Origin of the sequence: Chryseobacterium piscicola (assembly GCF_900156685.1) — a bacterium.
GTDB lineage: Bacteria > Bacteroidota > Bacteroidia > Flavobacteriales > Weeksellaceae > Chryseobacterium > Chryseobacterium piscicola.
Genome location: NZ_FTOJ01000007.1, coordinates 176,473 through 197,749 on the forward strand (window position 1 = coordinate 176,473; position 21,277 = coordinate 197,749).

Genomic DNA, 21,277 nt, shown 5'->3' on the forward strand with positions numbered 1-21,277 from the left:
AATTAATAAAAAATAAGTTCTTGGATAGAATACTTATTATATTAATCTTATTATTTTTGATTTTTATATTCTTATTATGAAATCCCAAGCCATCTTCAATTGGAGCAGCGGAAAAGATTCTGCGCTTGCTTTATACAAAACTTTACAAGAAAATCATTTTGAAGTTACCACTTTGCTTACAAGCATCAATAAAGAATTCCAGAGAATTTCTATGCATGGTGTTCATGTTTCTTTATTGGAAAAACAAGCTGAAAGTTTAGGTTTTCTGTTAATAAAAATGGAAATTCCGAAAGAACCTTCGATGGAAGAATATAGCGAAATCATGTCTAAAACCATGAATGAAATCAAATCTAAAGGAATCACTCATTCTATTTTCGGAGATATTTTTTTGGAAGACCTAAGAAAATACAGAGAAGATCAATTACAATCCATCGGAATGAAAGGCATTTTTCCGTTATGGAAACAAAACACGACCGACCTCATCAACGAGTTTTTAAGTTTAGGATTTAAAACCATTGTAACCTGCGTGAACGAAACCTATCTCGACAAGAGTTTTGCAGGAAGAATTATTGATGAAAATTTCATTAAAGATTTACCCAAAAATGTAGATCCTTGTGGTGAAAACGGAGAGTTTCACACCTTCACTTTTGACGGACCTATTTTTAAAAATCCAATTCAATTTGAAATTGGTGAAACCGTAAAGAAAACCTATCCCAAACCGAAATCTGATGAAAACGAAGAAGATGGAGAATATATATTTTGGTTTTGCGATTTGATTGAGAAATGATTTCATCCTTACAAGATTTTTTCTTATTTTTAGTAAAAACGAACTTAATGCTGAAAAAAACCTTATTCCCTTCCCTACTTTTTCTTTTATTCTTTTCATGTCAGAAAACAGAAAAGGCACAACAACCTGTTAATAAAAAAGCAATCGCCGATTCTGCGGTTACCGTTTTTCAGAAAAAACTCTATAAAACTCAAATCGATTCTGTTTTTAATCGATACAATTTCAATGGCAGTGTTGCTGTTTTTAAAGATACTATTGAATTGTACAGACAAAATAATGGCTTTTCAAATTTTGAAAATAAAACAGAGATTACCGATTCTACAGTTTTTTCTATTGCATCGATCAGCAAACAATTTACAGCCGTTCTTATTCTCCTTCAAATGGAGCATGGAAAAGTCGACCTCAACGAGAAAGCTTCAAAATACATTAAAGATTTTCAGAAAAAAGAATATGAAAACATTACCATTCAACAGCTTTTGAATCATAGTTCGGGTTTAAATAATTTTGGAGAAAAATTGATGTTCAAAAGTGGTTCGGGATTTAATTATTCAAATGATGGCTTCAATGCTTTAGGGAAAATCGTGGAAAATGTTTCCGGAAAATCTTTTGATGACAACATGCTGGATCTATTAAAAAAGGCAGGAATGAAAAGTTCTTCAACCGGAACAGCTTTTAAAGGAGAAAATTTTGCACAGACCTACATAGGGAATTCAAAAGATCAGAAAATGGTAGAAAATATGCCGAAAAGATTAGGCAATAAAGAAATCGGAATTCCTGCAGGCGGAGTTTTATCAACCATCAACGATTTGCAGACTTGGAACAACGCTTTGTACTCCGGGAAAATCATTAAGCCAGAAACACTGAAAAAATTCATGGCTAAAAGTACAGAAAGACAACATCCTGTTCTTGGAACAATGGGCTACGGTTTAGGAATTATGATGAATGACAACAAACCGGTTTCCTTTTTTCACAGTGGTTATGTGAAAGGCGCGCCTTCTCTCAATATTTATTATCCTGAAACTAAAACTTCAGTTATTATCCTTTCTAATATTGCCGATGAAGAAAAAGGGAAGTCTGCGTCTTTTAGACCTCATCTAGAAATTAAAAAGATAGGCGATGTCTAGAAATTGCCAATTAAAATTCATGTAAAACTAAGAACTTGCGCGAAGATATTTTAGATAGGGTTTCACAATATTTATTTGATGAAGATATTTTTTCTGCGAAAGAATTGTAAAAACAGAACAAAAAATAAAACCAAAACACCCGAACACACCAATCAGAGCAATCCAGCTGAAGTTACCGTTTGTAAATTCGAAGAGCAAATAGGAAATTGTATTTTTAAACCTCAACAAGACCTGAATAAAAAAACTCATACCAGAAACCGCAAGTACAACATAGTTTTGATAAAAAGTAAGAATACAGTTGTCATATTGCTTTACCAACTTAAAATCTTTTCTATGTTTAAGATAATTTATGAGTGGTAAAGTAAAAATAAGTATCAAAAAAATCAACCCAAAATAACCAAACGATTCTGCACTAATCATATAACATGGCATCAAAAAAACAAGCAAAAACAAAATACTGTACATTAAAGATTTTTTCATCACTGACCAAAAAAGATCATTATTTATCTTACGTACAAAATACGTAGTATCATTCAGATTAAATTGTATATTGTACTTCGGGAAACTTAATTCTTTGCTCCATAAAATTTTCACTTTAGAAAATGCAGTTTCAAAATCTAAGAAATCCTTCTCCATAAGTTCTGAAATTTGGGCCAGAAAATGATCTTCCACTTCCATCAAAATATCTAAGGGCAATTTTTTAGAAAGAAGATAATTACTAACCTTTAATCTCTCTTCTGCTGAAATCATATATCAAAAATAGTTTTTAGATTAAACAAATAACTTCTCATTTCATCTTCTTGCGCAGCTTGTTGTCTTTTCCCTTTTTCCGTTAAAAGATAATACTTGCGTTCTCGCCCGTTGATTTTTTTCACTTCGGAAGTGATGATGCCGTCGCCTTCCAATTTGTGCAGCAAAGGATAGAGAGCGCCTTCCGTCATCTCCAGCTCTCCTTCTGTAAGTTCTTTTGCGCGCTGCGTCATTTGGTAACCATACATTTTTACCTCTTTTGCAAGCAATTTCAAGATAATGTTTTGTAAAGTTCCTTTGTAAAGACTGTTATTTTTCAATTCTATCATTTATACATAACAAATCTATGTATAATTTTCTTATGCATAAAGTTTAAATTGATAATTTTAAAAATCGAGCCTCAAATTAATTACCATCATATTATTCTCATTAAAAATAAAGAAACCCTTATCTTTGCCAAGATGATTTCAGTAGAGAAAATAATTTTAGGAATTGACCCCGGAACAGCTATTATGGGGTTTGGTTTGATATCGGTAAAAAAAGGAAAAATGGAAATGATCTCCATTCATGAATTGATCTTAAAAAAATACCCGAATCATGAAACTAAGCTTAAATATATTTTTGACAAAACCTTGGCTTTAATTGACGAGTTTCACCCAGACGAAGTGGCACTAGAAGCACCTTTCTTTGGTAAAAATGTACAATCAATGCTAAAATTGGGAAGAGCACAAGGCGTTGCAATGGCGGCAAGCTTACACAGAAACATTCCGATTACAGAATATTCTCCGAAAAAAATAAAAATGGCAATCACTGGAAACGGGAATGCCAGTAAAGAACAGGTTGCAGGAATGCTTAAGAGCCTTTTGAACCTGAAAGAATTTCCTACAAAATATCTGGATGCTTCTGATGGTTTGGCAGTTGCAGTGTGTCATCATTTCAATTCTGGAACCATTGCAGATACAAAATCTTATTCTGGATGGGACAGCTTTCTGAAACAAAATCCTGATCGGCTGAAGTAATTTCAAACCTCCTTAATTACAAAACAATATTTCTGAAAATCAAACCTTTACAACATTATTAACAATTACTTGGTAAAACCTATTACTATTTGTAACATTGGTATGCTTTTTAGTACTAATTTTGTATAAAATTTCATAATGAAAAACACGCAAACAACTATATATCATACAAATCACAGAATAAACTGGTTTCAGAAGTTTCTTTTGATTTGTTCTGGAGGAAACATTCATATCTTGAGAAAAACGCCTAGCGAATGGAATAAATTTGCCGGAATCGGCGGAATTGTACTTTTTACTGCAGTTTTCGCAACACTATCTGCTTCTTACGCGATGTACACAATTTTTGATGATATTTGGGCTTCATTTGGCTTTGGGATACTTTGGGGTTTAATGATTTTCAATCTAGACAGGTACATCGTTTCATCCATAAAGAAAACCGGAACTTGGTGGAACCAGATTTTAATGTCTATTCCGAGATTGATTCTGGCTACTTTTTTAGGAATAATCATTTCTAAACCTTTAGAGCTTAAAATTTTTGAAAAGGAAGTCAATAAACAACTGAATACAATTATACAACGAAATAAAACAGAGCTTCAAAAACAACTGAACGGCAGAATACTTCAACAAAGCGGACCTTTCGAAACTGAAAAAGAGCAGATTGCATTAAAAACTGCTCAGTACCAAAAGTCTTATGATTCTGCAGCGGTAGAATTAGAAAAAGAAATTTTAGGTAAACAATCAACTCTCACGAGTGGAAAAGTTGGTTTTGGATCCAATGCCAAACGAAAACAAGAACTGAAAGAACAACGCAGACAAGATTTAGAAAACTATCAAAAGCAAGTGGCACAAAGACTAGAATATTTAGACAAAGAAATTTCAAAAGTCTATACCAATCTAGAAACAGAAAGAAAATCTACTGAAACATTTGAAGATAAATTCAATGGTTTTGCTGCAAGGCTTCAAGCCTTGGATGAATTAGGAAAAAACTCAGCCATAATAGCCACTGCTGCTGTATTTATTATGGGGCTTTTCATTTGTCTGGAAATTTCTCCGGTTTTGGTGAAACTAATTTCATCAGTAGGGCCTTATGATTATCTTTTGGAGAAAACAGAAAATGATTTTAGATTATATTCTAAAGAAAAAATAGAGAAAGGCAATGCATCTACTGATTTTAGGATAGATGATTTTAAAGATCACCTGAAGCCTCAATAGCAGCACATTATATTTTAACACACAGTACCTCCAGCTAGCCTGAAAGGTACTTTTTTTGTGAATTATTTTAAATTAGGAAAAGAAATATTAACTTAGCAAAACAAAATTAAAACTAAAACATCATGAAAAAATTAGTATTAGGAGGTGCTCTTCTTATGGGCATCTTATCATCCTCGCTTGTAAAAGCTCAGGGTTCAGATCCTTTTTTAGGTCAAATTGCATTTGTTCCATACAATTTTGTTCCCAAAAATTGGGCTGCATGTAACGGACAACTTCTACCGATTTCACAAAACCAGGCATTATATACATTACTTGGAACAATGTATGGAGGAAATGGTACAACGAATTTCGCACTGCCCGATATGAGAGGAAGAGTTTTAGTACATGAAGGACAGGCTCCTGGTGGTCCTACTAACTATACGATGGGACAAAATGGTGGTACTGAATCTGTAACATTGCTGGTTACCCAAATGCCGGCTCACTCTCACACCGTAAATGCAGTAAGTACCGAAGGCAATCAAAATTCTCCTACAGACAACCTGCCGGCAGATACCAAAGCCTTAGATAAAGAATATTCTAATGCGAATGGTAATGCAACAATGAAATCTACCATGATAAATCCTTCAGGAGGAAATCAAGCTCACGAAAACAGACCTCCATTTATTACATTAAAATGTATCATATCATTAACAGGTATTTTTCCTTCACAATTTTAATATAACATGAAAACCTTATTATTTTTGGTAATCGGAAGCTCAGCTTTCGCCCAGACAATTACGTTTAAAGGATGTCCCGATCTTTTTGAAAGTACAAACACCTATATTTTTACAAAAACTGGAGTTGATGCTTTTGGCAAAAGTATTTATGTGACCACTCCCGTTGTAGGAGATCAGCCTTGTGGTGGCATAGGAGTTTGCGAATTCAAAATCCAGTGGAATAATATACTCACCAGATGGGAGTTTCTAGCAGATCCTGGAGATGGAAATTTTGTAAATCCATATCTTATTTATTATAACTCTACGGGTAATAATGCCGTTGCTAATCCTCCAGCTAATAACTTCGGTACTTGGGTAGAAAATACGGCAATAACCATGGGAAATTGTGGCGGAAATCTTACTGCAGCCAATTCTACTATGAGTGGAGATATACATTCATCTTTTCTTTCCACAGCTGAAAGTGTGAAAAATTCTAAAATTCAGTTATTTCCAAATCCTCTTGCAGATTTCATTAAAATTTCTGGGATTACAAAAGGTGAGTCTACAGAAATTTATACTATTTCTGGTCAGCTTGTAAGAAAAGAAGCTTTCAAAGACAGATTGAATGTTTCTGAGCTGAGCGCGGGAACATACATTTTAAGAATTATTGATAATAATGCTAAACATTATGAGTTTAAATTCATAAAGAAATAATAATCAATTTTTTTAATTCAAATCGGCGGTCGTTATGCGACCGCCGATTCTGTTTTTATGAGAAAAATTCTTTAGAACAATTGATTAAAAATCAATTAAAAAGAATAATTTGGAGCTTCTGAAGTGATGATAACATCATGTGGATGAGATTCTTTCAAACCGCTACCTGTAATCATTACCATTTTGGTATCATTCTGTAAAGCTTCTATATCCTTGGCTCCACAATATCCCATTCCGGCTCTAAGACCTCCTGTCAACTGAAAAATCACATCTTCTAGTTTACCTTTGTGCGGAACTCTTCCTTCTATTCCTTCCGGAACGAATTTTTTTGCTTCACTTTGAAAGTATCTTTCTTTACCACCTCGCTTCATAGCAGAAAGACTACCCATTCCTTGGTAGGTTTTGAATTTTCTTCCTTGGAAAAGAATCTCTTCACCTGGCGCTTCATCTGTTCCGGCAAGAAGTGACCCCAACATTACTGCTCCTGCTCCACTTGCGATTGCTTTTACAATATCTCCAGAAAGTTTAATTCCTCCATCAGCGATTACGGCAACATTTTTAGATTTAGCATATTCGTAAACGTTGTAAATTGCAGATAGCTGAGGAACACCAACTCCTGCAACAACTCTAGTTGTACAGATAGAACCAGGCCCAACACCTACTTTCAAAACATTTGCACCAGCTTCAATTAAATCTTTCGCAGCTTCTGCAGTAACGATGTTTCCTCCAACGATGTCCAAATCCGGATACGCTTTTCTGATTTCTGAAATTTTATCTAACACTCCTTTAGAATGACCATGAGCAGAATCAATACCAATAATATCAACTCCGGCATTTACCAAAGCTGCAATTCTATCTAGTGTATCTTCGCCAACACCCACGCCTGCTCCTACAATTAAACGACCGTTTTGATCTTTATTTGAATTTGGATATTCAAGTTGGTTATCGATGTCTTTTATGGTAATTAAACCTACCAATTTATTATTTTCATCTACAATCGGAAGTTTTTCTACACGACTTTTTAGAAGAATTTCTTTTGCTTTTTCAAGATTGGTATTTTTATCAGAAGTAATAAGATTATTTTTGGTCATAATCTCTTCTACCTTCAAATCTAGGTTTTCCTGATATTTCACATCTCTATTGGTAATAATCCCGATCAATGTATTTTCGGCATCAACCACGGGCAGACCAGAGATTTTATATTTTGCCATCGTTTCTTTAGCCTCCGCCAAAGTATGATCTTTAGAAAGTGTTACAGGGTCAGAAATCATTCCGTTTTCAGAACGTTTTACTCTGTTTACCTGGGCAGCTTGCTCGGCAATTGTCATATTTTTATGAATGAAACCCAAACCACCAACTCGTGCTAATGCAATAGCCAAATCACCCTCCGTTACCGTATCCATTGCAGCGGAAACGATAGGAACATTAAGCGTAATTTTATCGGTAAGTCTTGATTTTAAAGAAACCTGATTAGGTAAAACTTCAGAATAAGCAGGGACTAGAAGCACGTCATCGAAAGTGATGGCTGTCTCTACAATTTTGTTATGAATAGACATCTTTACTTTCTTGCAAAATTAAGACTTTTTGCCGGAATACGAAAATGCTTTTAAATAGTTTAAACAAAACTTAATAATTCATTAAATAAATTAAAAATAACCGCCTCAGAAAGACGGTCATTAATATTAAATATGAATTTGAATGTTAATTAATATCTCTGAGAGTACCTCCTGTAATTTTGCTAACATCAGAATCTATTTTAGGGCTGCCTTTGTACTTGATGATTGCGCCTGATGACGCTTTGGCATTGAGCTCTTTTGTGACATGTACAGAAATCACTGCACCAGAAGTAGCTTCTACGTGCAATTTTTTTATATTAAAATCTTTTCCATTACAAATCGCTCCACTGTTAATAGCAACGGTTCCCGAGCTTGCACTCCCACTAATGTTGGCAACAGATCCACTTGTAGATTTTATGGCAATATCGTTTACGTTAATCTGAGAGTTGATTACAGCACCAGAATTTAAATCTAAAACAGCATTATTTTTGATATTGAAATTTCCGTTCAAGAGAGATCCAGAAGACAACTCTAATAATATTTGATTTTGATTAATGGTATTCACCGAATTGAAAACCGCACCTGACGAAGATTTTATCTGTTCAATATTCGGTGCCGAAACACTGATATGTAAGGTTTTAAAATTCAAATTTTCTTTTTTATCATTCTTAATGTAAATTTTCAAAATTCCATCCTCAACCTTTGTAATTACTTTTGAGAGTTTATCTATATCTGCAAAAACTCTTACTGAAGTCTGATTTTCCTGCGTAAAATTAACGATAATTCCATTGCTTACCTCAATCCCCGAAAACTCTCCCACGTTTCTGTTTTCGTCCATAACATTCATTTTCAAAGGGGGTTTATCCTCAAAATTAGGTTTTCTTTTTACCGAAGAAGTGAAAACATCAGAATTAATCATTTTATTCACATCCTCCATTTTCATTTTCCCATTGAGTATAAAAATAACGATTTCATCTTTGGAATCTACATTAAAAATAAGATTTTCCAGAATTCCATCTTTTGCATTTTCTGCCAAAAACTTCATAGAAACACCATCACTTTTCACCGCCATAAGCTCATTAAGATTCAATCTAGTAAGTAGGTTTTCTACTCTTTCGCTTTTTTCTTCATTCATTTTAATCTGACCTTTATTTTCAGATTTTAAATAATCGGGAAATGTGATTTTAGAAAAAACCAAAAGTTTTAACCCATCTACATCACGCATTATTGGCTTTATTTTCCCTAAATATTCTTCGTTGACATCAATCTTACTAAGAAGATCAAACATCGGTTTTTTGATTTCGATTGAGGTAACTCCTTTTCTCTGTAAATCAGTAAAAAACTGATCGAGTTTATCAGACTGCGCGGTGCACATCATCAAACCTCCAAAAAAAATCATGATGAGTAAAACTATATTTTTCATATTTTTTGCTATTCTTCGTTAAAATTTTCATTCTTATTGAATGATGCTACCGTTTTTTTGAATTCGTTTCCCATTTTCATCAACGAAAATGTGGTGATATCTATGGCTTCTTTCTCGCTGGCAATTTTTTTCCCATTCACGATTACATAAGAATCTTTATATCTTGAAGAATCCTGAGAAACTATATTCTGTACAAATTTGGGTTTGATTGCTTTTTTCATTCTAGCTTTCTTTGAAAGAATTTCGTCTAAATCATCGTTTTCAGCAATTGCATTTTCCACAAAAATAGAATCTTTTTTATCTCCAGACACAGAATCTGAGTAATGAACTGCCACTTGATTTTCGTGTTCATGATTTTCAGAAACAAACTCTTTTTTCTGTTTCAGGATTTCATTTTTAACTAAATTTTCCTGATATGAAATTGTATTTTTATTTAAAACTAAAAACAAGCCGAAAACTACCACCGCACAAGCCGCCATCCAAACCCATTTCGAGAGTGATTTTTTTTCATTTCGAATCGGAATAATTGGCAAATCTACTTTGCTTTCTGCTTTCTGAAGAAAATCTTCAAAATCCCAATTCATTTTTTCTTCCTTTAAGCTTTGGAAGACCTCGTTATATTTATCTTGAAATTTGTCGTTGCTCATAGTTCATTAATTGTGAGATTTGTTCTTTTACTTTTTGTCTGGCGCGCATGAGGTTTACTCGTACTGCGTTTTCTTCCATCTCCAAAATTTCAGAAATTTCAGACACTTCATACTCTTCTATATCTTTTAAATGAATTACCAATTTTTGTTTTTCGGGAAGCTGGTTGATAAATCCAATGATTTGTTCCTTCAGATTATTTACATCCATACTATAAAGTTCAGAACGATAAAGTTGCATATCTGCAAATCCTAATTTTACATCGTGGTGTTTCAATCTATTCAGACATTCATTCTTAACTGATTTGAATGCATAAGCTTTGAAATTCCCAAACCTCACTAGTTCATCCTTCTTTTGCCAAAATTTCACCATCAAATCTTGTACAACATCTTCTGCTTCATCACTACTCATGACAAACCTTTTCGCAAAACGGAACATCTCATCTCTGAGAATAAATACCGTATTCTTGAAAGTTTCTTGGGTCATAAGTTTTGTTTCTATTAATGAGACAAGTTAAAATCGAAATATATTACACCAAAAATAAAAAAACTTCAAAAAAATTGAAGTTTCTCATTATTATGCTTAATATTCATTAAAAATATGTTTTAAAATTCCTTTATCATCCTCTGTTAAAGGCAATTTTCTTCTACCCATTACTTTTTCTGCAACTTCGTACGCCTTGTCTAATTTAAAACGTTCATCATCTTTAAATCCGCCCCAAGAAAAGTTTTCTATCAAATTCGGAGGAAAACCTTCTTTGAATATATTAGAAGCAACCCCAATCACAGTTCCTGTATTTAGTTGAGTATTGATAGCAGTTTTAGAATGATCTCCCATAATTAAGCCCGCAAATTGCAATCCTGTATCTTGGAAATCTTTGGTTCTGTAATTCCAGAGTTTTACATTTCCATAATTGTTTTTAAGGTTGGAAGAATTAGTATCTGCTCCAAGATTGCACCATTCACCAATTACAGAATTTCCAACAAAACCGTCATGACCTTTATTTGAATATCCGAAAATAATGATGTTACTAACCTCGCCACCTACTTTGGAGTGCGGACCAACCGTTGTTGCTCCATAAATTTTTGCTCCTAAATTAAATTTTGAACCTTCACAAAGCGCAATCGGACCTCGAAGATTACAACCTTCCATTACTTCAGTGTTTTTTCCGATGTAGATTTTCCCGGTTTTCGTATTGATGGTGGAGAACTCTACTTCGGCACCTTCTTCAATGAACAAATCTTCTTTATTTCCTAAAAATCCGTTGGTAGAAGACAATTCCTGAGAAGTTTTTCCATGAGTCAGCAACTTAAAATCAAAATCGATGGCTTCTTTGTTAAAACTAAAAAGGTCGGTTGGCTTTTTGAAGAAAATTAAATCTTCCTTAATATCGGTCATTTTTTCAATCTGATTGAGAGAAAAACCGTCCATATTGATTTTTGCAGCCAACAATTCATCTTCATAAACCAAAGCTTCACCTTGTTTCAAGTCTTTAATTTGTTGGACAACAGTTTCTGTCGGAAGAAAATTAGGAACTAAAAACAGACTTTCTTTTTTCTCCGGTTCCTTGAATTTCTGCTGAAGATACATTTCTGTAAACCAAGAAATTTCGGTAGATTCTAAAAGTTTCTGCCATCTTTCGGAGAATGTAAGAATTCCACAGCGCATTTCTGCGATAGGACGGGTAAAAGTAAGCGGAAGAAAATCTTCCCAATATTGTGCATCGGAGAATACGAGTTGCATTTTTTTAGAGGTTAGAGGTTAGAGGTTAGAGGTTAGAGGTTAGAGGGTTAAAAGCTTTATATCTTCAAGATTTTAATATCTAATTTCTAATCAAAGCAAAAATACAAATAGTAAAGCTAATTTATAACCTCTAATTTCTATTTTTTAAGTGCAAAAAAAAAGTCTCCCGAAATTCGGAAGACTTAAAAAATATTGTAAATTCAAAAAAATTACTTCGCAAATTTTTTGTATTTGTTCATGAACTTGTCTACTCTACCTGCAGTATCAACCAATTTAGTTTTTCCTGTGTAGAAAGGGTGAGAAGTAGAAGAGATTTCCATTTTAATCAATGGGTACTCAGTTCCTTCAAACTCTATCGTGTCTTTAGTATCTGCAGTAGATTTGCATAAAAATACCTCGTCGTTACTCATATCTTTGAAAACAACAAGTCTATAATTTTCTGGGTGAATTCCGTTTTTCATAATAAATTTTTTAAAAAATTAAAGTTTTGCTTTCGAAATAGTAATGGTATTTCTTCTGCTAAATTTTAGGTTGCAAAAATACAATTTTTTTTAAAATATCCAAACACATCCAACATTATTTTTTCAAAATAAGAAAATTGAAGTATTTTTCTTTAAATTTGAAATTCTTAAAATGAATTTCAATGAAATTTAAAATAACTCTTCTCAGCATCTTTTGGCTGCTATTACTCACCATCTCATGCAATAGAGACGAAATTTCTTTCGATGCGCCTTCTCAGGAGCTTAGATTCAACCGTGATACTATATTTTGCGACACCGTTTATCATCAGGTAAGATCTGAAACGTATGCTGTAAAAGTGTATAATAACGAAGACAAAGACGTAATGATCCCAAGAATTAATCTTGAAAAAGGTGCGGCCTCTTTGTACAAAATTAATGTTGACGGGAAACCAGGCTACGATTTTAGAGATGTTCCTTTAAGAAAAAAAGACAGCCTCTTTATTTTTGTTGAGATTGCTCCTACCGCTTCAGGACCGGAAGCAATTGCTGAAGACAGGATATTGTTTACAAGTCCGGCAGGGCAACAACATGTGAATTTATTCTCTGTAGTTCAAGATGCTGAATTTTTCATACAAACACCTACAAATCAAAATATTATAACATCAAACACGAATTGGACGAATACCAAAGCAAAAATCATCTATGGAAATCTTACTTTGGATAACGGTATCGCTCTGAATGTACAATCGGGAACTAAAATTTATTTCCATAAAAACAGTGGAATGAAAATTTCTCAAGGAGCTTCTTTAAATTTAAACGGAACGCAAACCCAGCAAATCATCATGCGTGGTGACAGAAACGACACGTATTATGATACAATTCCGAACAATTGGAATTCTGTAAAAATGGAAGCAGGCTCCATAGTAAATATGAATCACACCAGGCTTTTCGGAGGAATTAACGGTCTTGAAATGAAACAAGCTACTGCCAACATCAACAATTCTTTCATCCATAATTTCTTAGACAACGGAATTTACGCTATAGCCTCTACGGTAAATGCTAAAAATTTGGTTATGAACAATTGTGGAGATGCATGTGTATCTATATTTAAAGGAGGAAATCATTCTTACATTCATTCTACAATTGCCAATTATTCTAACCTGCTGCAATCCAGAAACCGACTAGGAATTTTTGCTACTAATGAATGGAAAAACCAGAGTGGACAGACAGAACAAGGTGCTTTGCAACAGCTGAATATCTGGAACTCTATCGTTTATTCTGACAAAAACAATAGTGTAAGTTTTGAACAAACTCCGGGACAACAGTTCGATTTTTCAATAAGAAATTCTTTGCTTAAATATTCCGGAACGTCTGAGGCTGGTTTTCCTTTTGATAACAATCCGGTTTATGTCATTCAGAGTTTAAAAAATGAAGATCCAAAATTCATTAATTTCTTTGCCGCACAAATGAATCTTCGTGTAAAACCAGATTCTCCGGCAAGAGGAAAAGGTGATCTTACTATTGCCAATTCGGTTCCTACAGATATTGTAAATGTTTCAAGAACAACCAACCCAACTTTAGGAGCTTATCAATAAATTTAATATTCAATCCAATAATTAATCTATAAATAGTTCTTTTAACTTTTACCTTGCTTCTCTAAAAAATTATGGAAATTACAAATCTGCAACAGCAAGTCGATGAATGGATAAAAACAATTGGCGTACGTTATTTCAATGAACTCACCAATATGGCAATGTTGACGGAAGAAGTGGGCGAAGTTGCAAGAATTATTGCAAGAAGGTACGGAGAACAAAGTGAAAAAGAAAGTGATAAAAACAAAGATTTAGGTGAAGAATTAGCAGACGTACTGTTTGTAACTTTATGTTTAGCGAATCAAACCGGAGTTAATTTGCAGGAAGCTTTTGATAAGAAGATGAAACTAAAAACTGATCGCGATAAAGATAGGCATCAGAATAATGAAAAACTGAAGTAATTCTGATTTTTTCACAAACAAAACCAACTTATTATGAATAATTTTCTCAAAATATTCTCTCTTTTTTTATTTACAATATTTAATTTTTGTTATTCTCAAATCACTGTTCCTTATCGTGTTGGAGATAAGTTTGGAATTTCAGACGAAAACGGCAACATTGTCATTAAGCCTGGTTTTGACGATATTGAGATTATCGAAAACGGTAAATTTTTAGCCTTTACAAAATATGGTGACGACTATAAAAAGTCTTACATCTCCAATAGTAATGTTATTCTCAAAGATACAGATTATGATTATTTTCAGGAAGATTTTGGCTTTGTACGTGCAGAAAAGCAGAAACATGAAGTCATGTTCGGAGAAAGTGGCAGATTGACAGACGTTTATTCCCTCAGCGGCAAAAATATATTTGATAAAACATTCAATTATGTGGTTTTTGTTGAAAAACAAGAAACTCCGGCACTGAAAAAAGAAATATTGATGCTTACCAAGGATAAGAAAGGATATTTTAGTTTGGTTTTAGTTAATAAAAAAACAGCTCTTATTGTAAAAACTTTTTTTGAAAATGCAATTTTAGCAGATACAGATTATGAGAAATTCCCTACGCAATTCGGCGTAAAATACGTCATTGCGAGAGAATCTGAAATGAGATTACTGACGATTAATTTTAAGGACGGAAAAATACTAACTTCTAAAAGTGAAATTCTGGAAGATGGCAGAAAGAACTATGATGCAGAAAGAAGTTCCCGCAGTTCTATGTATTCAGATGCGGTAAAAATACCTTACGAAGAAGAAATACCTAAGGAAATCCCAAATACAGTAAACGTAATAAAAGAAGCACAGATACACAAAAGATACTGGGATCCCAATACGTATGGGAAATTGGTATTTGAGGACAAAAAACTCACTCCAGAATATTCTGTAATGAAAAAACAGAATGAAAAGTGGGGCTACTTTGGTGTCCGTTCCAATACCTGGATTATTCCGCCAATATACGATGAGATATTCTACGAAAACAGCAGCTGTGTTTTTTGTGAAGCTTTCGTAGTACGCACCGGCAACAAATTTCAGTTTTTGGAAAAAGAAAATGGAAAAAATGACTTTCTGTCTCCCACTTTTGAGCTTTATCCGCATTTGGTTCGGAAAAATTTTGGCAGAGATAGTTTTTATTTGTTTAAACTTTATAATGCCGACGGAAAATTTATCTGCTATGGTGACAGCAAAGGTAAGGTCTACTATTCTAAATAGCTCAATTTAAATCTGATTATCACGCAAATAACTATAAAAATGTTATTAAAAAAATCTTTTGTTAAAAAAAACAAAACCATACAGATCAGCGGTTCGAAAAGCATTTCGAATCGTTTGTTGATTTTGGAAACTTTATTTTCAAACATAAAAATCGGGAATATATCCAATTCTCAGGATACACAATTGCTAAAAAAAGCACTTTCAGCAAATTCAGAAACTGTTGACATTCATCACGCTGGAACGGCAATGCGCTTTTTAACGTCTTATTATTCCATTCAGGAAGGAAAAACGACCATTCTTACCGGCTCCGGAAGGATGAAGGAAAGACCAATTAAAAATCTGGTCACTGCTTTACAAAATTTGGGAGTTGAAATCGAATATTTAGAAAATGAAGGTTTTCCGCCTTTGAAAATTACGGGAAGAAAAATTACGGAGAAAAAAGTAGATGTTCCCGCCAATATTTCAAGCCAGTTTATCACTTCTCTCCTATTGATTGCCGGAAAACTGGAAAACGGTTTGGAAATTAATCTGGTTGGCGAAGTGACTTCAAGGTCTTACATCGAAATGACTTTGGATATTTTAACCAAATTCGGAATTAAAAACAGTTTTGTTGGCAATACTATAAAAGTTTTCAACTTTGATGGGAATAGTCAATCTTCAGTTGTCAAATATGAAGTAGAAAGCGATTGGAGTTCTGCGTCGTACTTCTATTCATTCGCAGCATTGGGAAGAGAAACAATCCATCTGAAAAGTTTTTACAAAGAATCAACTCAGGGAGATTCCGCAATTACAAAAATTTATGAAGATTTTTTCGGAATTAAAACAATTTTCACAGAATCAGAACATCAATTAACACTTCAGCCAATTGAAAATTTTCAGTTTCCGGAAAAGATTGTTTTGGATATGAATAATTGTCCGGACATTGCACAAACCCTTTGTGTAACAGCAGCAGCTTTGAAAATTCCTTTTGAAATTTCAGGTTTGGGAACTTTAAGAGTAAAAGAAACCGATAGATTGCTGGCTTTGTATAATGAATTACAAAAATTAGGAACGGAAACGGAAATTACAGATTTAACCATACAATCTTTAGCGTTTAAAGATGCTGAAGAAAATATTTATATTAAAACATATCAGGATCACAGAATGGCGATGAGTTTTGCTCCGTTTTGTTTGATTAAAGAATTAAATATTGAAGATGAAAATGTGGTGGAAAAATCGTATCCGATGTTTTGGGAAGATTTGAAAAATATTTTGACCAATTAGATTAGTATGAGAAAGTACATCTTCATTTTAACATTTTTAATTCCGGCTACCTTTTGGGCACAATATCTTTTGCCAAATGAAGAAGTTGTCTATTCTTTTGAAACCAAAAACGGTAAGAAAATGTCTTTGGTGAAAGATAAAACCAATCAATACATTCAATATCGTTTTGGTACTAAAAACAAAGTTGAAATGGAATTTCCTGCCGAAAGAACGAAAGAAAGCTGGAAAAAATTTCATTATAACTCTTATTGGCGAGGCGGAGGAATACAAAATGCTGGAATGGAAATAGACAATCTTTCATTTAATAATGGTTATGAATATTTATTATTCAGAACCTATCATGCGGAAGGTGAAGTTTACACCGCTGGAATTATTATTAAAGATAAAAAAGGAAAAGAAACACGTATTAAAGGTAATTATAAAACTTTGGAGGGCTGTATTTGTAATCTGCAAGATACAGGAATGATTGAAAGAGAAGATATCGGCTTAACATTTTAAATTAGAAAAAATTGAATAAAACTATAATCATCACAGGAACTTCCTCAGGAATTGGTTTCGTATTAGCAGAATATTTAGGAAAAAAAGGTCATAGCGTGTATGGCTTGAGCCGAAAACATACCGAAAGTCAGTATTTCACATCAATTCCGACTGATATTACAGATAACGGAGCTGTACTAAATGCCATTGCAGAAGTTTTAAAAACAGAAAACAAAATCGATGTACTCATTAACAATGCCGGAATGGGAATGGTAGGTTCTGTAGAAGACTCTTCGAAAGAAGATATTTTAAAATTATTTAATCTAAATCTTGTCGGAGCCGTTCAGATGATGAGCGCAGTAATGCCAAAAATGCGTGAAAATAAATTCGGTCAAATCATCAACGTTTCTAGTATCGGAAGTGAGATGGGATTGCCTTTCCGCGGTTTTTATTCGGCTTCAAAATCGGCTTTGGATAAAGTTACAGAAGCAATGAGATATGAAGTTTACCCTTGGAATGTGAATGTTTGTTCGCTACATCTGGGCGACATCAAAACCAATATTGCAGAGAATCGTGTAAAAACGAAAGTGACTGAACCTTACAAAAACGTTTTTGACAAAGTCTACGCTCTAATGAATTCCCACGTTGGCGACGGAACTGAACCGTTGGAAGTTGCAGAATACATTGATCAACTTTTAACAAAAAAGAAGTGGAAAGCTCATTATTATTATGGTAAATTCGGGCAGAAAATCGGCGTTCCTTTGAAGTGGATTTTACCACAGGGAACTTATGAGAATTTGATGAAAAAGTATAATAAATTAGAATAATTATTGTTTAATTAAAATACTATGTTTAAATATCTGTTTTTACTAATAAGTTGCCTTGGTTTTTCACAAAACACAATGACTTATACGATGACATCGGAAGAATATGATATTTTACGCAAAAAAAAAGATGCTCAAAATCAGGAAGCCGTAAATGAAATCCATGAAGAAGTAAGAAAGAAATATGAAAAAGTAGAAAAATTCCACCCACACCTTGATGCCTATTTTTTGGTTACCAAAAACAAAAAGCAAGGAATTATTGACAAAGAAGGAAAAACAATTGTTCCTATTTACAGTGAATTTGTTGAAATAAAGACTTTTTGTAATAACTTAACAGCTAAAACGGACTTTTATTTTGTAGGAAGTACTCTTAATGCATTCCCATATCAATACTATACAAAAGATGGCAAACTTCTGTTTGAAAGTTATTTCTACTACAGAAAAGCAACAGAAAACGGAAGATTTATAAAAGTTTGGACTAAAGATCAGAAAATTAAAATCTACGATTTTCAATTACAAAAATTTATTATTAACAAGAATTACAATAAAACAGATGGATATTTTTCAAGTGGAATGCTAAAAGTTGAACGCAAAGGAATTCATTATTTTTTGAGTGAAGCCGGTAAAGAAAATAAAACCAAGTAAAATATTTGATTCGCTTATACTTCATATTATTGTTTTGTTTATGCTCTTTTATACAAGCGCAGAAGAAACAGTATTTTCTAATCGATACCGAAACTAATGTAAAGAAAAAGGTAAAAGATTCTTTATCTGCGGCAAAATTCCTCGATTCGCTGGCGCAAAGCAATTATTTTTTCACCGAACTGAAAGTAGTAAAAATAAAGGGTGACAGTACTGAAATTTTCTACGATAAAGGAAAAAACTATAATGTGACGTATGTTTCCCTTTCAGACTCTATTGTGAAAAAATTGAAAACTGAAAAAGAGTTTTTTACTAAAAATTTAGATTCCACAAAAAGCAAAATAAATAAAGCTTATATTGATGATGGCTTTGCATTCAGCCGTTTAAAATCTACCGTAAAAACCAAGAAAAATGGTTATCCTGTTGTAGAACTCGATATTAATAAAAACGATAAACGTACAATTGATGGCTTTGTGATGAAAGGCTACACGAGAGTTCCGAAGCGTTTTGTGAAAAATTTAAACAAAGAATTTAAAGGCAGAAACTACGACGACAAAAATTTGATTGCCGTGAACAAACAATTTCAAGGTCATCCTTTTCTTTCACTTGAGAGGCAACCCCAGACTTTATTTACCAAAGATTCTACACAGATATATCTATTTACTGAAAAGAAAAAAACCAATACTTTTGATGGTGTTATTGGTTTTGGAAATGATAAAACCGAGAAATTTACCCTCAACGGAACACTGAATGTGAATTTTAAAAACATGTTCAACGGTTTTGAGACCATCAATCTTTACTGGCAGAGAAACCCAGATAAAGGGCAAAATTTTGATCTCCAAACTGATATTCCTTACCTTTTTAATTCTAATGTTGGGATGAATATGAAGGTCAATATTTTCCGGCAAGATTCTACTTTTGCAAATGTGAAAGCATTACCTGCTTTTTACTATCATATCAACAACAGACAAAAAATTGGTTTGAGAGGAACTTTTGAAAACTCAACCATTCTAGACAGTCTTTATGTACAAGGAAAAGACTACAATAAAAAAGGAATCGGCGTTTATTTTGACATGACAGAGCCTAGCGATATTGATCTTTTCTTATATAAAACCAAAATAAATTTCGGCTACGATTATCTTACAACTACTTATACCAAAGAAAATATAAAGTCTCCACAAAATCAATTTTACTTTTTTGGCGAGTACAATTACCATATTAATGGAAATCACTTTCTAAACATAAAAGCTGAAGGTGTAATGCTGGATTCTAAAGTAAATTTTACCGCCAACGAATTGTATCGTTTTGGTGGATGGAACTCTTTGCGAGGCTTTAATGAAAATTCTCTCTCTGCCGATTTTTACTACTATGGTAGTTTAGAATACCGTTATCTCATTGGTAATCAAGCGTTTTTTGATGTATTTGGACAGTATGGACAGCTCAATAATAAATCTCTAAATGTAAAACCAAAATTATACAGTGTAGGTCTTGGATTCAATTTTTTCATCCCTATTGGCTTAATGAGTTTTCAGCTTTCTAATGGCAATGAGTTTGGCAACCCATTCAAATTCAATGATATAAAAATTCACTGGGGAATATTGAGCCGATTCTAATTGATTATTTAAACCTAAAATAAATCAATCTTTTCTAAACATAAACCTCTTGCATTGATGAATTCATCAAAATGATTAAATTGATTATAATTGTCGGTAATCCTTCATAATTGAAAAACCATCGGAATTACCATCCTTAAAGTTGTATTATTAAATATCAAACCTGCTTCGATCAAAAATATCACAAATACTTTTGAAGCGCCTACAGAAGATGATTTCTTATCATTTCACTGAAAGGCAATACAAGTCTTTGGCTCAATTATTCTTCTATCAAAGCTATTGACGCTCCAAATAAAGTGAGAGCAATTTCAGTAGAACTTACAAAGTAATAAGTAGGGTAGATCTCAACGTCACAGCTGCATCAAAATCAAGAGTTGAATCTGTTACATTTGATCTGCCTATTGTACGAATAACAGGCTCTAATTCTTATCAAAATATCTTTTATAAGCATTACCCGTGCTAACACCTGAAACAGCGCAAGGAACGGCCATAATCTTACATACAATGAAAATTACGAAAGTGCTGTAGGTTTTTAACAGATTAATTGAAGGAGATTCTATAATTGTAAATTATCTAACGATAGTAAAATAATTAATTTACTTAAAGTTACTCGCCAAATAAAAGTCTAAAAAAAAATTGCAAGTAGAGTTTTTTCTAAAAGTGATTCTAAACAAATAACACCTGAAAAATTCTTTTTAAGGAGCTATTTCCTGCTATCCGCTTCTACTCCTCGCTCCAAAACTCTCCACCGCCAAAACCCATGCGCTCCAACCCTTGCTGTGGGGTAACCGCTACTATCAGGGCTAAGGTATTCGGCATCAAAAGACTTTATTTTAGAAATACCCTTATTCTTCAAATAAAATCAAAAATCTATTGCTACTTTACTAAGTTTTATATCGTAGAAAAAACAGCTACTCCGAATTTTGAATTTCAAATTTCGGATTATGAATTATTGCTTTTAGATTTTAGATTTTAGATTTTAGATTTTAGATTTTGGGACAAAAAAAAAGTCTCATACAAATACATGTATGAGACTTTTAAATAAAAACTGGCGGCGACCTACTCTCCCGCTTTCGCAGTACCATCGGCGC

At 33.2% G+C, this 21,277-nt stretch carries 22 protein-coding genes; 14 read left to right on the forward strand and 8 right to left on the reverse strand.

The annotated features are described in order from the left end of the window. Positions 1-76: 76 nt before the first annotated feature. Both BW939_RS11730 and BW939_RS11735 read left to right on the forward strand, forming a co-directional pair. Positions 77-787: a Dph6-related ATP pyrophosphatase gene (locus BW939_RS11730; protein WP_076452204.1), complete on the forward strand. Its 711-nt coding sequence runs from the start codon at positions 77-79 to the stop codon at positions 785-787. A 47-nt stretch (positions 788-834) separates the two neighbouring features. Continuing rightward, positions 835-1,911, forward strand: coding sequence for a serine hydrolase domain-containing protein (locus BW939_RS11735; protein WP_084566651.1), 1,077 nt, complete (start codon positions 835-837; stop codon positions 1,909-1,911). Between the two features lie 27 nt (positions 1,912-1,938). Here BW939_RS11735 and BW939_RS11740 read toward each other — a convergent pair whose 3' ends face one another. Beyond that, complete coding sequence (locus BW939_RS11740; protein ID WP_076452205.1) at positions 1,939-2,661, reverse strand: hypothetical protein; 723 nt, start codon at positions 2,659-2,661, stop codon at positions 1,939-1,941. Then, the gene (locus BW939_RS11745; protein ID WP_076452229.1) at positions 2,658-2,981 is read right to left on the reverse strand and encodes a PadR family transcriptional regulator; all 324 of its coding nucleotides are present in this window, start codon (positions 2,979-2,981) and stop codon (positions 2,658-2,660) included. The genes BW939_RS11740 and BW939_RS11745 overlap by 4 nt, the downstream gene beginning before the upstream one ends. 144 nt (positions 2,982-3,125) lie before the next feature. On the opposite strand from BW939_RS11745, the gene ruvC reads away from it, so the two are divergent. The 4 genes from ruvC to BW939_RS11765 all read left to right on the forward strand — a co-directional run bounded on the left by ruvC (position 3,126) and on the right by BW939_RS11765 (position 6,301). After that, complete coding sequence (gene ruvC, locus BW939_RS11750) at positions 3,126-3,680, forward strand: crossover junction endodeoxyribonuclease RuvC (protein ID WP_185115899.1); 555 nt, start codon at positions 3,126-3,128, stop codon at positions 3,678-3,680. A 138-nt stretch (positions 3,681-3,818) separates the two neighbouring features. After that, the gene (locus BW939_RS11755) at positions 3,819-4,892 is read left to right on the forward strand and encodes a DUF4407 domain-containing protein (RefSeq protein ID WP_076452206.1); all 1,074 of its coding nucleotides are present in this window, start codon (positions 3,819-3,821) and stop codon (positions 4,890-4,892) included. A 122-nt stretch (positions 4,893-5,014) separates the two neighbouring features. After that, positions 5,015-5,608 carry a phage tail protein gene (locus BW939_RS11760; RefSeq protein ID WP_084566650.1) on the forward strand — a complete coding sequence of 198 codons (594 nt, stop codon included), beginning with the start codon at positions 5,015-5,017 and terminating at the stop codon, positions 5,606-5,608. 6 nt (positions 5,609-5,614) lie between these two features. Next, entirely contained in the window at positions 5,615-6,301 is a 687-nt protein-coding gene (locus BW939_RS11765) for a T9SS type A sorting domain-containing protein (protein WP_076452207.1), read from the forward strand. A gap of 95 nt (positions 6,302-6,396) precedes the next feature. On the opposite strand, the gene guaB is transcribed toward BW939_RS11765, so the two are convergent. The 6 genes from guaB to BW939_RS11795 all read right to left on the reverse strand — a co-directional run bounded on the left by guaB (position 6,397) and on the right by BW939_RS11795 (position 12,129). Next, positions 6,397-7,857 carry an IMP dehydrogenase gene (gene guaB, locus BW939_RS11770; protein WP_076452208.1) on the reverse strand — a complete coding sequence of 487 codons (1,461 nt, stop codon included), beginning with the start codon at positions 7,855-7,857 and terminating at the stop codon, positions 6,397-6,399. Between the two features lie 145 nt (positions 7,858-8,002). Further along, positions 8,003-9,280, reverse strand: coding sequence for a DUF4252 domain-containing protein (locus BW939_RS11775; RefSeq protein WP_076452209.1), 1,278 nt, complete (start codon positions 9,278-9,280; stop codon positions 8,003-8,005). Between the two features lie 8 nt (positions 9,281-9,288). Next, positions 9,289-9,927, reverse strand: a complete 639-nt coding sequence (locus BW939_RS11780) for a hypothetical protein (RefSeq protein ID WP_228417211.1) — start codon at positions 9,925-9,927, stop codon at positions 9,289-9,291. Beyond that, positions 9,902-10,411, reverse strand: coding sequence for an RNA polymerase sigma factor (locus BW939_RS11785; RefSeq protein WP_076452210.1), 510 nt, complete (start codon positions 10,409-10,411; stop codon positions 9,902-9,904). Before BW939_RS11785 ends, BW939_RS11780 begins: the two co-directional genes overlap by 26 nt. A 96-nt stretch (positions 10,412-10,507) precedes the next feature. Further along, complete coding sequence (locus BW939_RS11790; RefSeq protein WP_076452211.1) at positions 10,508-11,668, reverse strand: GlmU family protein; 1,161 nt, start codon at positions 11,666-11,668, stop codon at positions 10,508-10,510. A 209-nt stretch (positions 11,669-11,877) separates the two neighbouring features. Beyond that, positions 11,878-12,129, reverse strand: coding sequence for a type B 50S ribosomal protein L31 (locus BW939_RS11795; protein ID WP_034678914.1), 252 nt, complete (start codon positions 12,127-12,129; stop codon positions 11,878-11,880). A gap of 182 nt (positions 12,130-12,311) precedes the next feature. Here BW939_RS11795 and BW939_RS11800 point away from each other — a divergent pair, with 182 nt between their 5' ends. The 8 genes from BW939_RS11800 (at position 12,312) to BW939_RS11835 (ending at position 20,186) form a co-directional block, all read left to right on the forward strand. Continuing rightward, positions 12,312-13,724: a hypothetical protein gene (locus BW939_RS11800; protein ID WP_076452212.1), complete on the forward strand. Its 1,413-nt coding sequence runs from the start codon at positions 12,312-12,314 to the stop codon at positions 13,722-13,724. Between the two features lie 71 nt (positions 13,725-13,795). Next, positions 13,796-14,122, forward strand: a complete 327-nt coding sequence (locus BW939_RS11805) for a nucleotide pyrophosphohydrolase (RefSeq protein WP_076452213.1) — start codon at positions 13,796-13,798, stop codon at positions 14,120-14,122. A gap of 33 nt (positions 14,123-14,155) precedes the next feature. Further along, entirely contained in the window at positions 14,156-15,367 is a 1,212-nt protein-coding gene (locus BW939_RS11810) for a WG repeat-containing protein (protein ID WP_076452214.1), read from the forward strand. 39 nt (positions 15,368-15,406) lie between these two features. Beyond that, the gene (locus tag BW939_RS11815; RefSeq protein WP_076452215.1) at positions 15,407-16,630 is read left to right on the forward strand and encodes a 3-phosphoshikimate 1-carboxyvinyltransferase; all 1,224 of its coding nucleotides are present in this window, start codon (positions 15,407-15,409) and stop codon (positions 16,628-16,630) included. Between the two features lie 6 nt (positions 16,631-16,636). Next, a complete protein-coding gene (locus BW939_RS11820) occupies positions 16,637-17,128 on the forward strand; it encodes a hypothetical protein (RefSeq protein WP_076452216.1) in 492 nt (163 codons plus the stop codon). 11 nt (positions 17,129-17,139) lie between these two features. Next, entirely contained in the window at positions 17,140-17,934 is a 795-nt protein-coding gene (locus BW939_RS11825; RefSeq protein WP_076452217.1) for an SDR family oxidoreductase, read from the forward strand. 21 nt (positions 17,935-17,955) lie between these two features. Continuing rightward, positions 17,956-18,576, forward strand: coding sequence for a hypothetical protein (locus BW939_RS11830; protein WP_123891571.1), 621 nt, complete (start codon positions 17,956-17,958; stop codon positions 18,574-18,576). Positions 18,577-18,605: 29 nt separating this feature from the next. Next, a complete protein-coding gene (locus BW939_RS11835) occupies positions 18,606-20,186 on the forward strand; it encodes a BamA/TamA family outer membrane protein (protein WP_228417213.1) in 1,581 nt (526 codons plus the stop codon). The last annotated feature ends 1,091 nt before the right edge of the window (positions 20,187-21,277 follow it).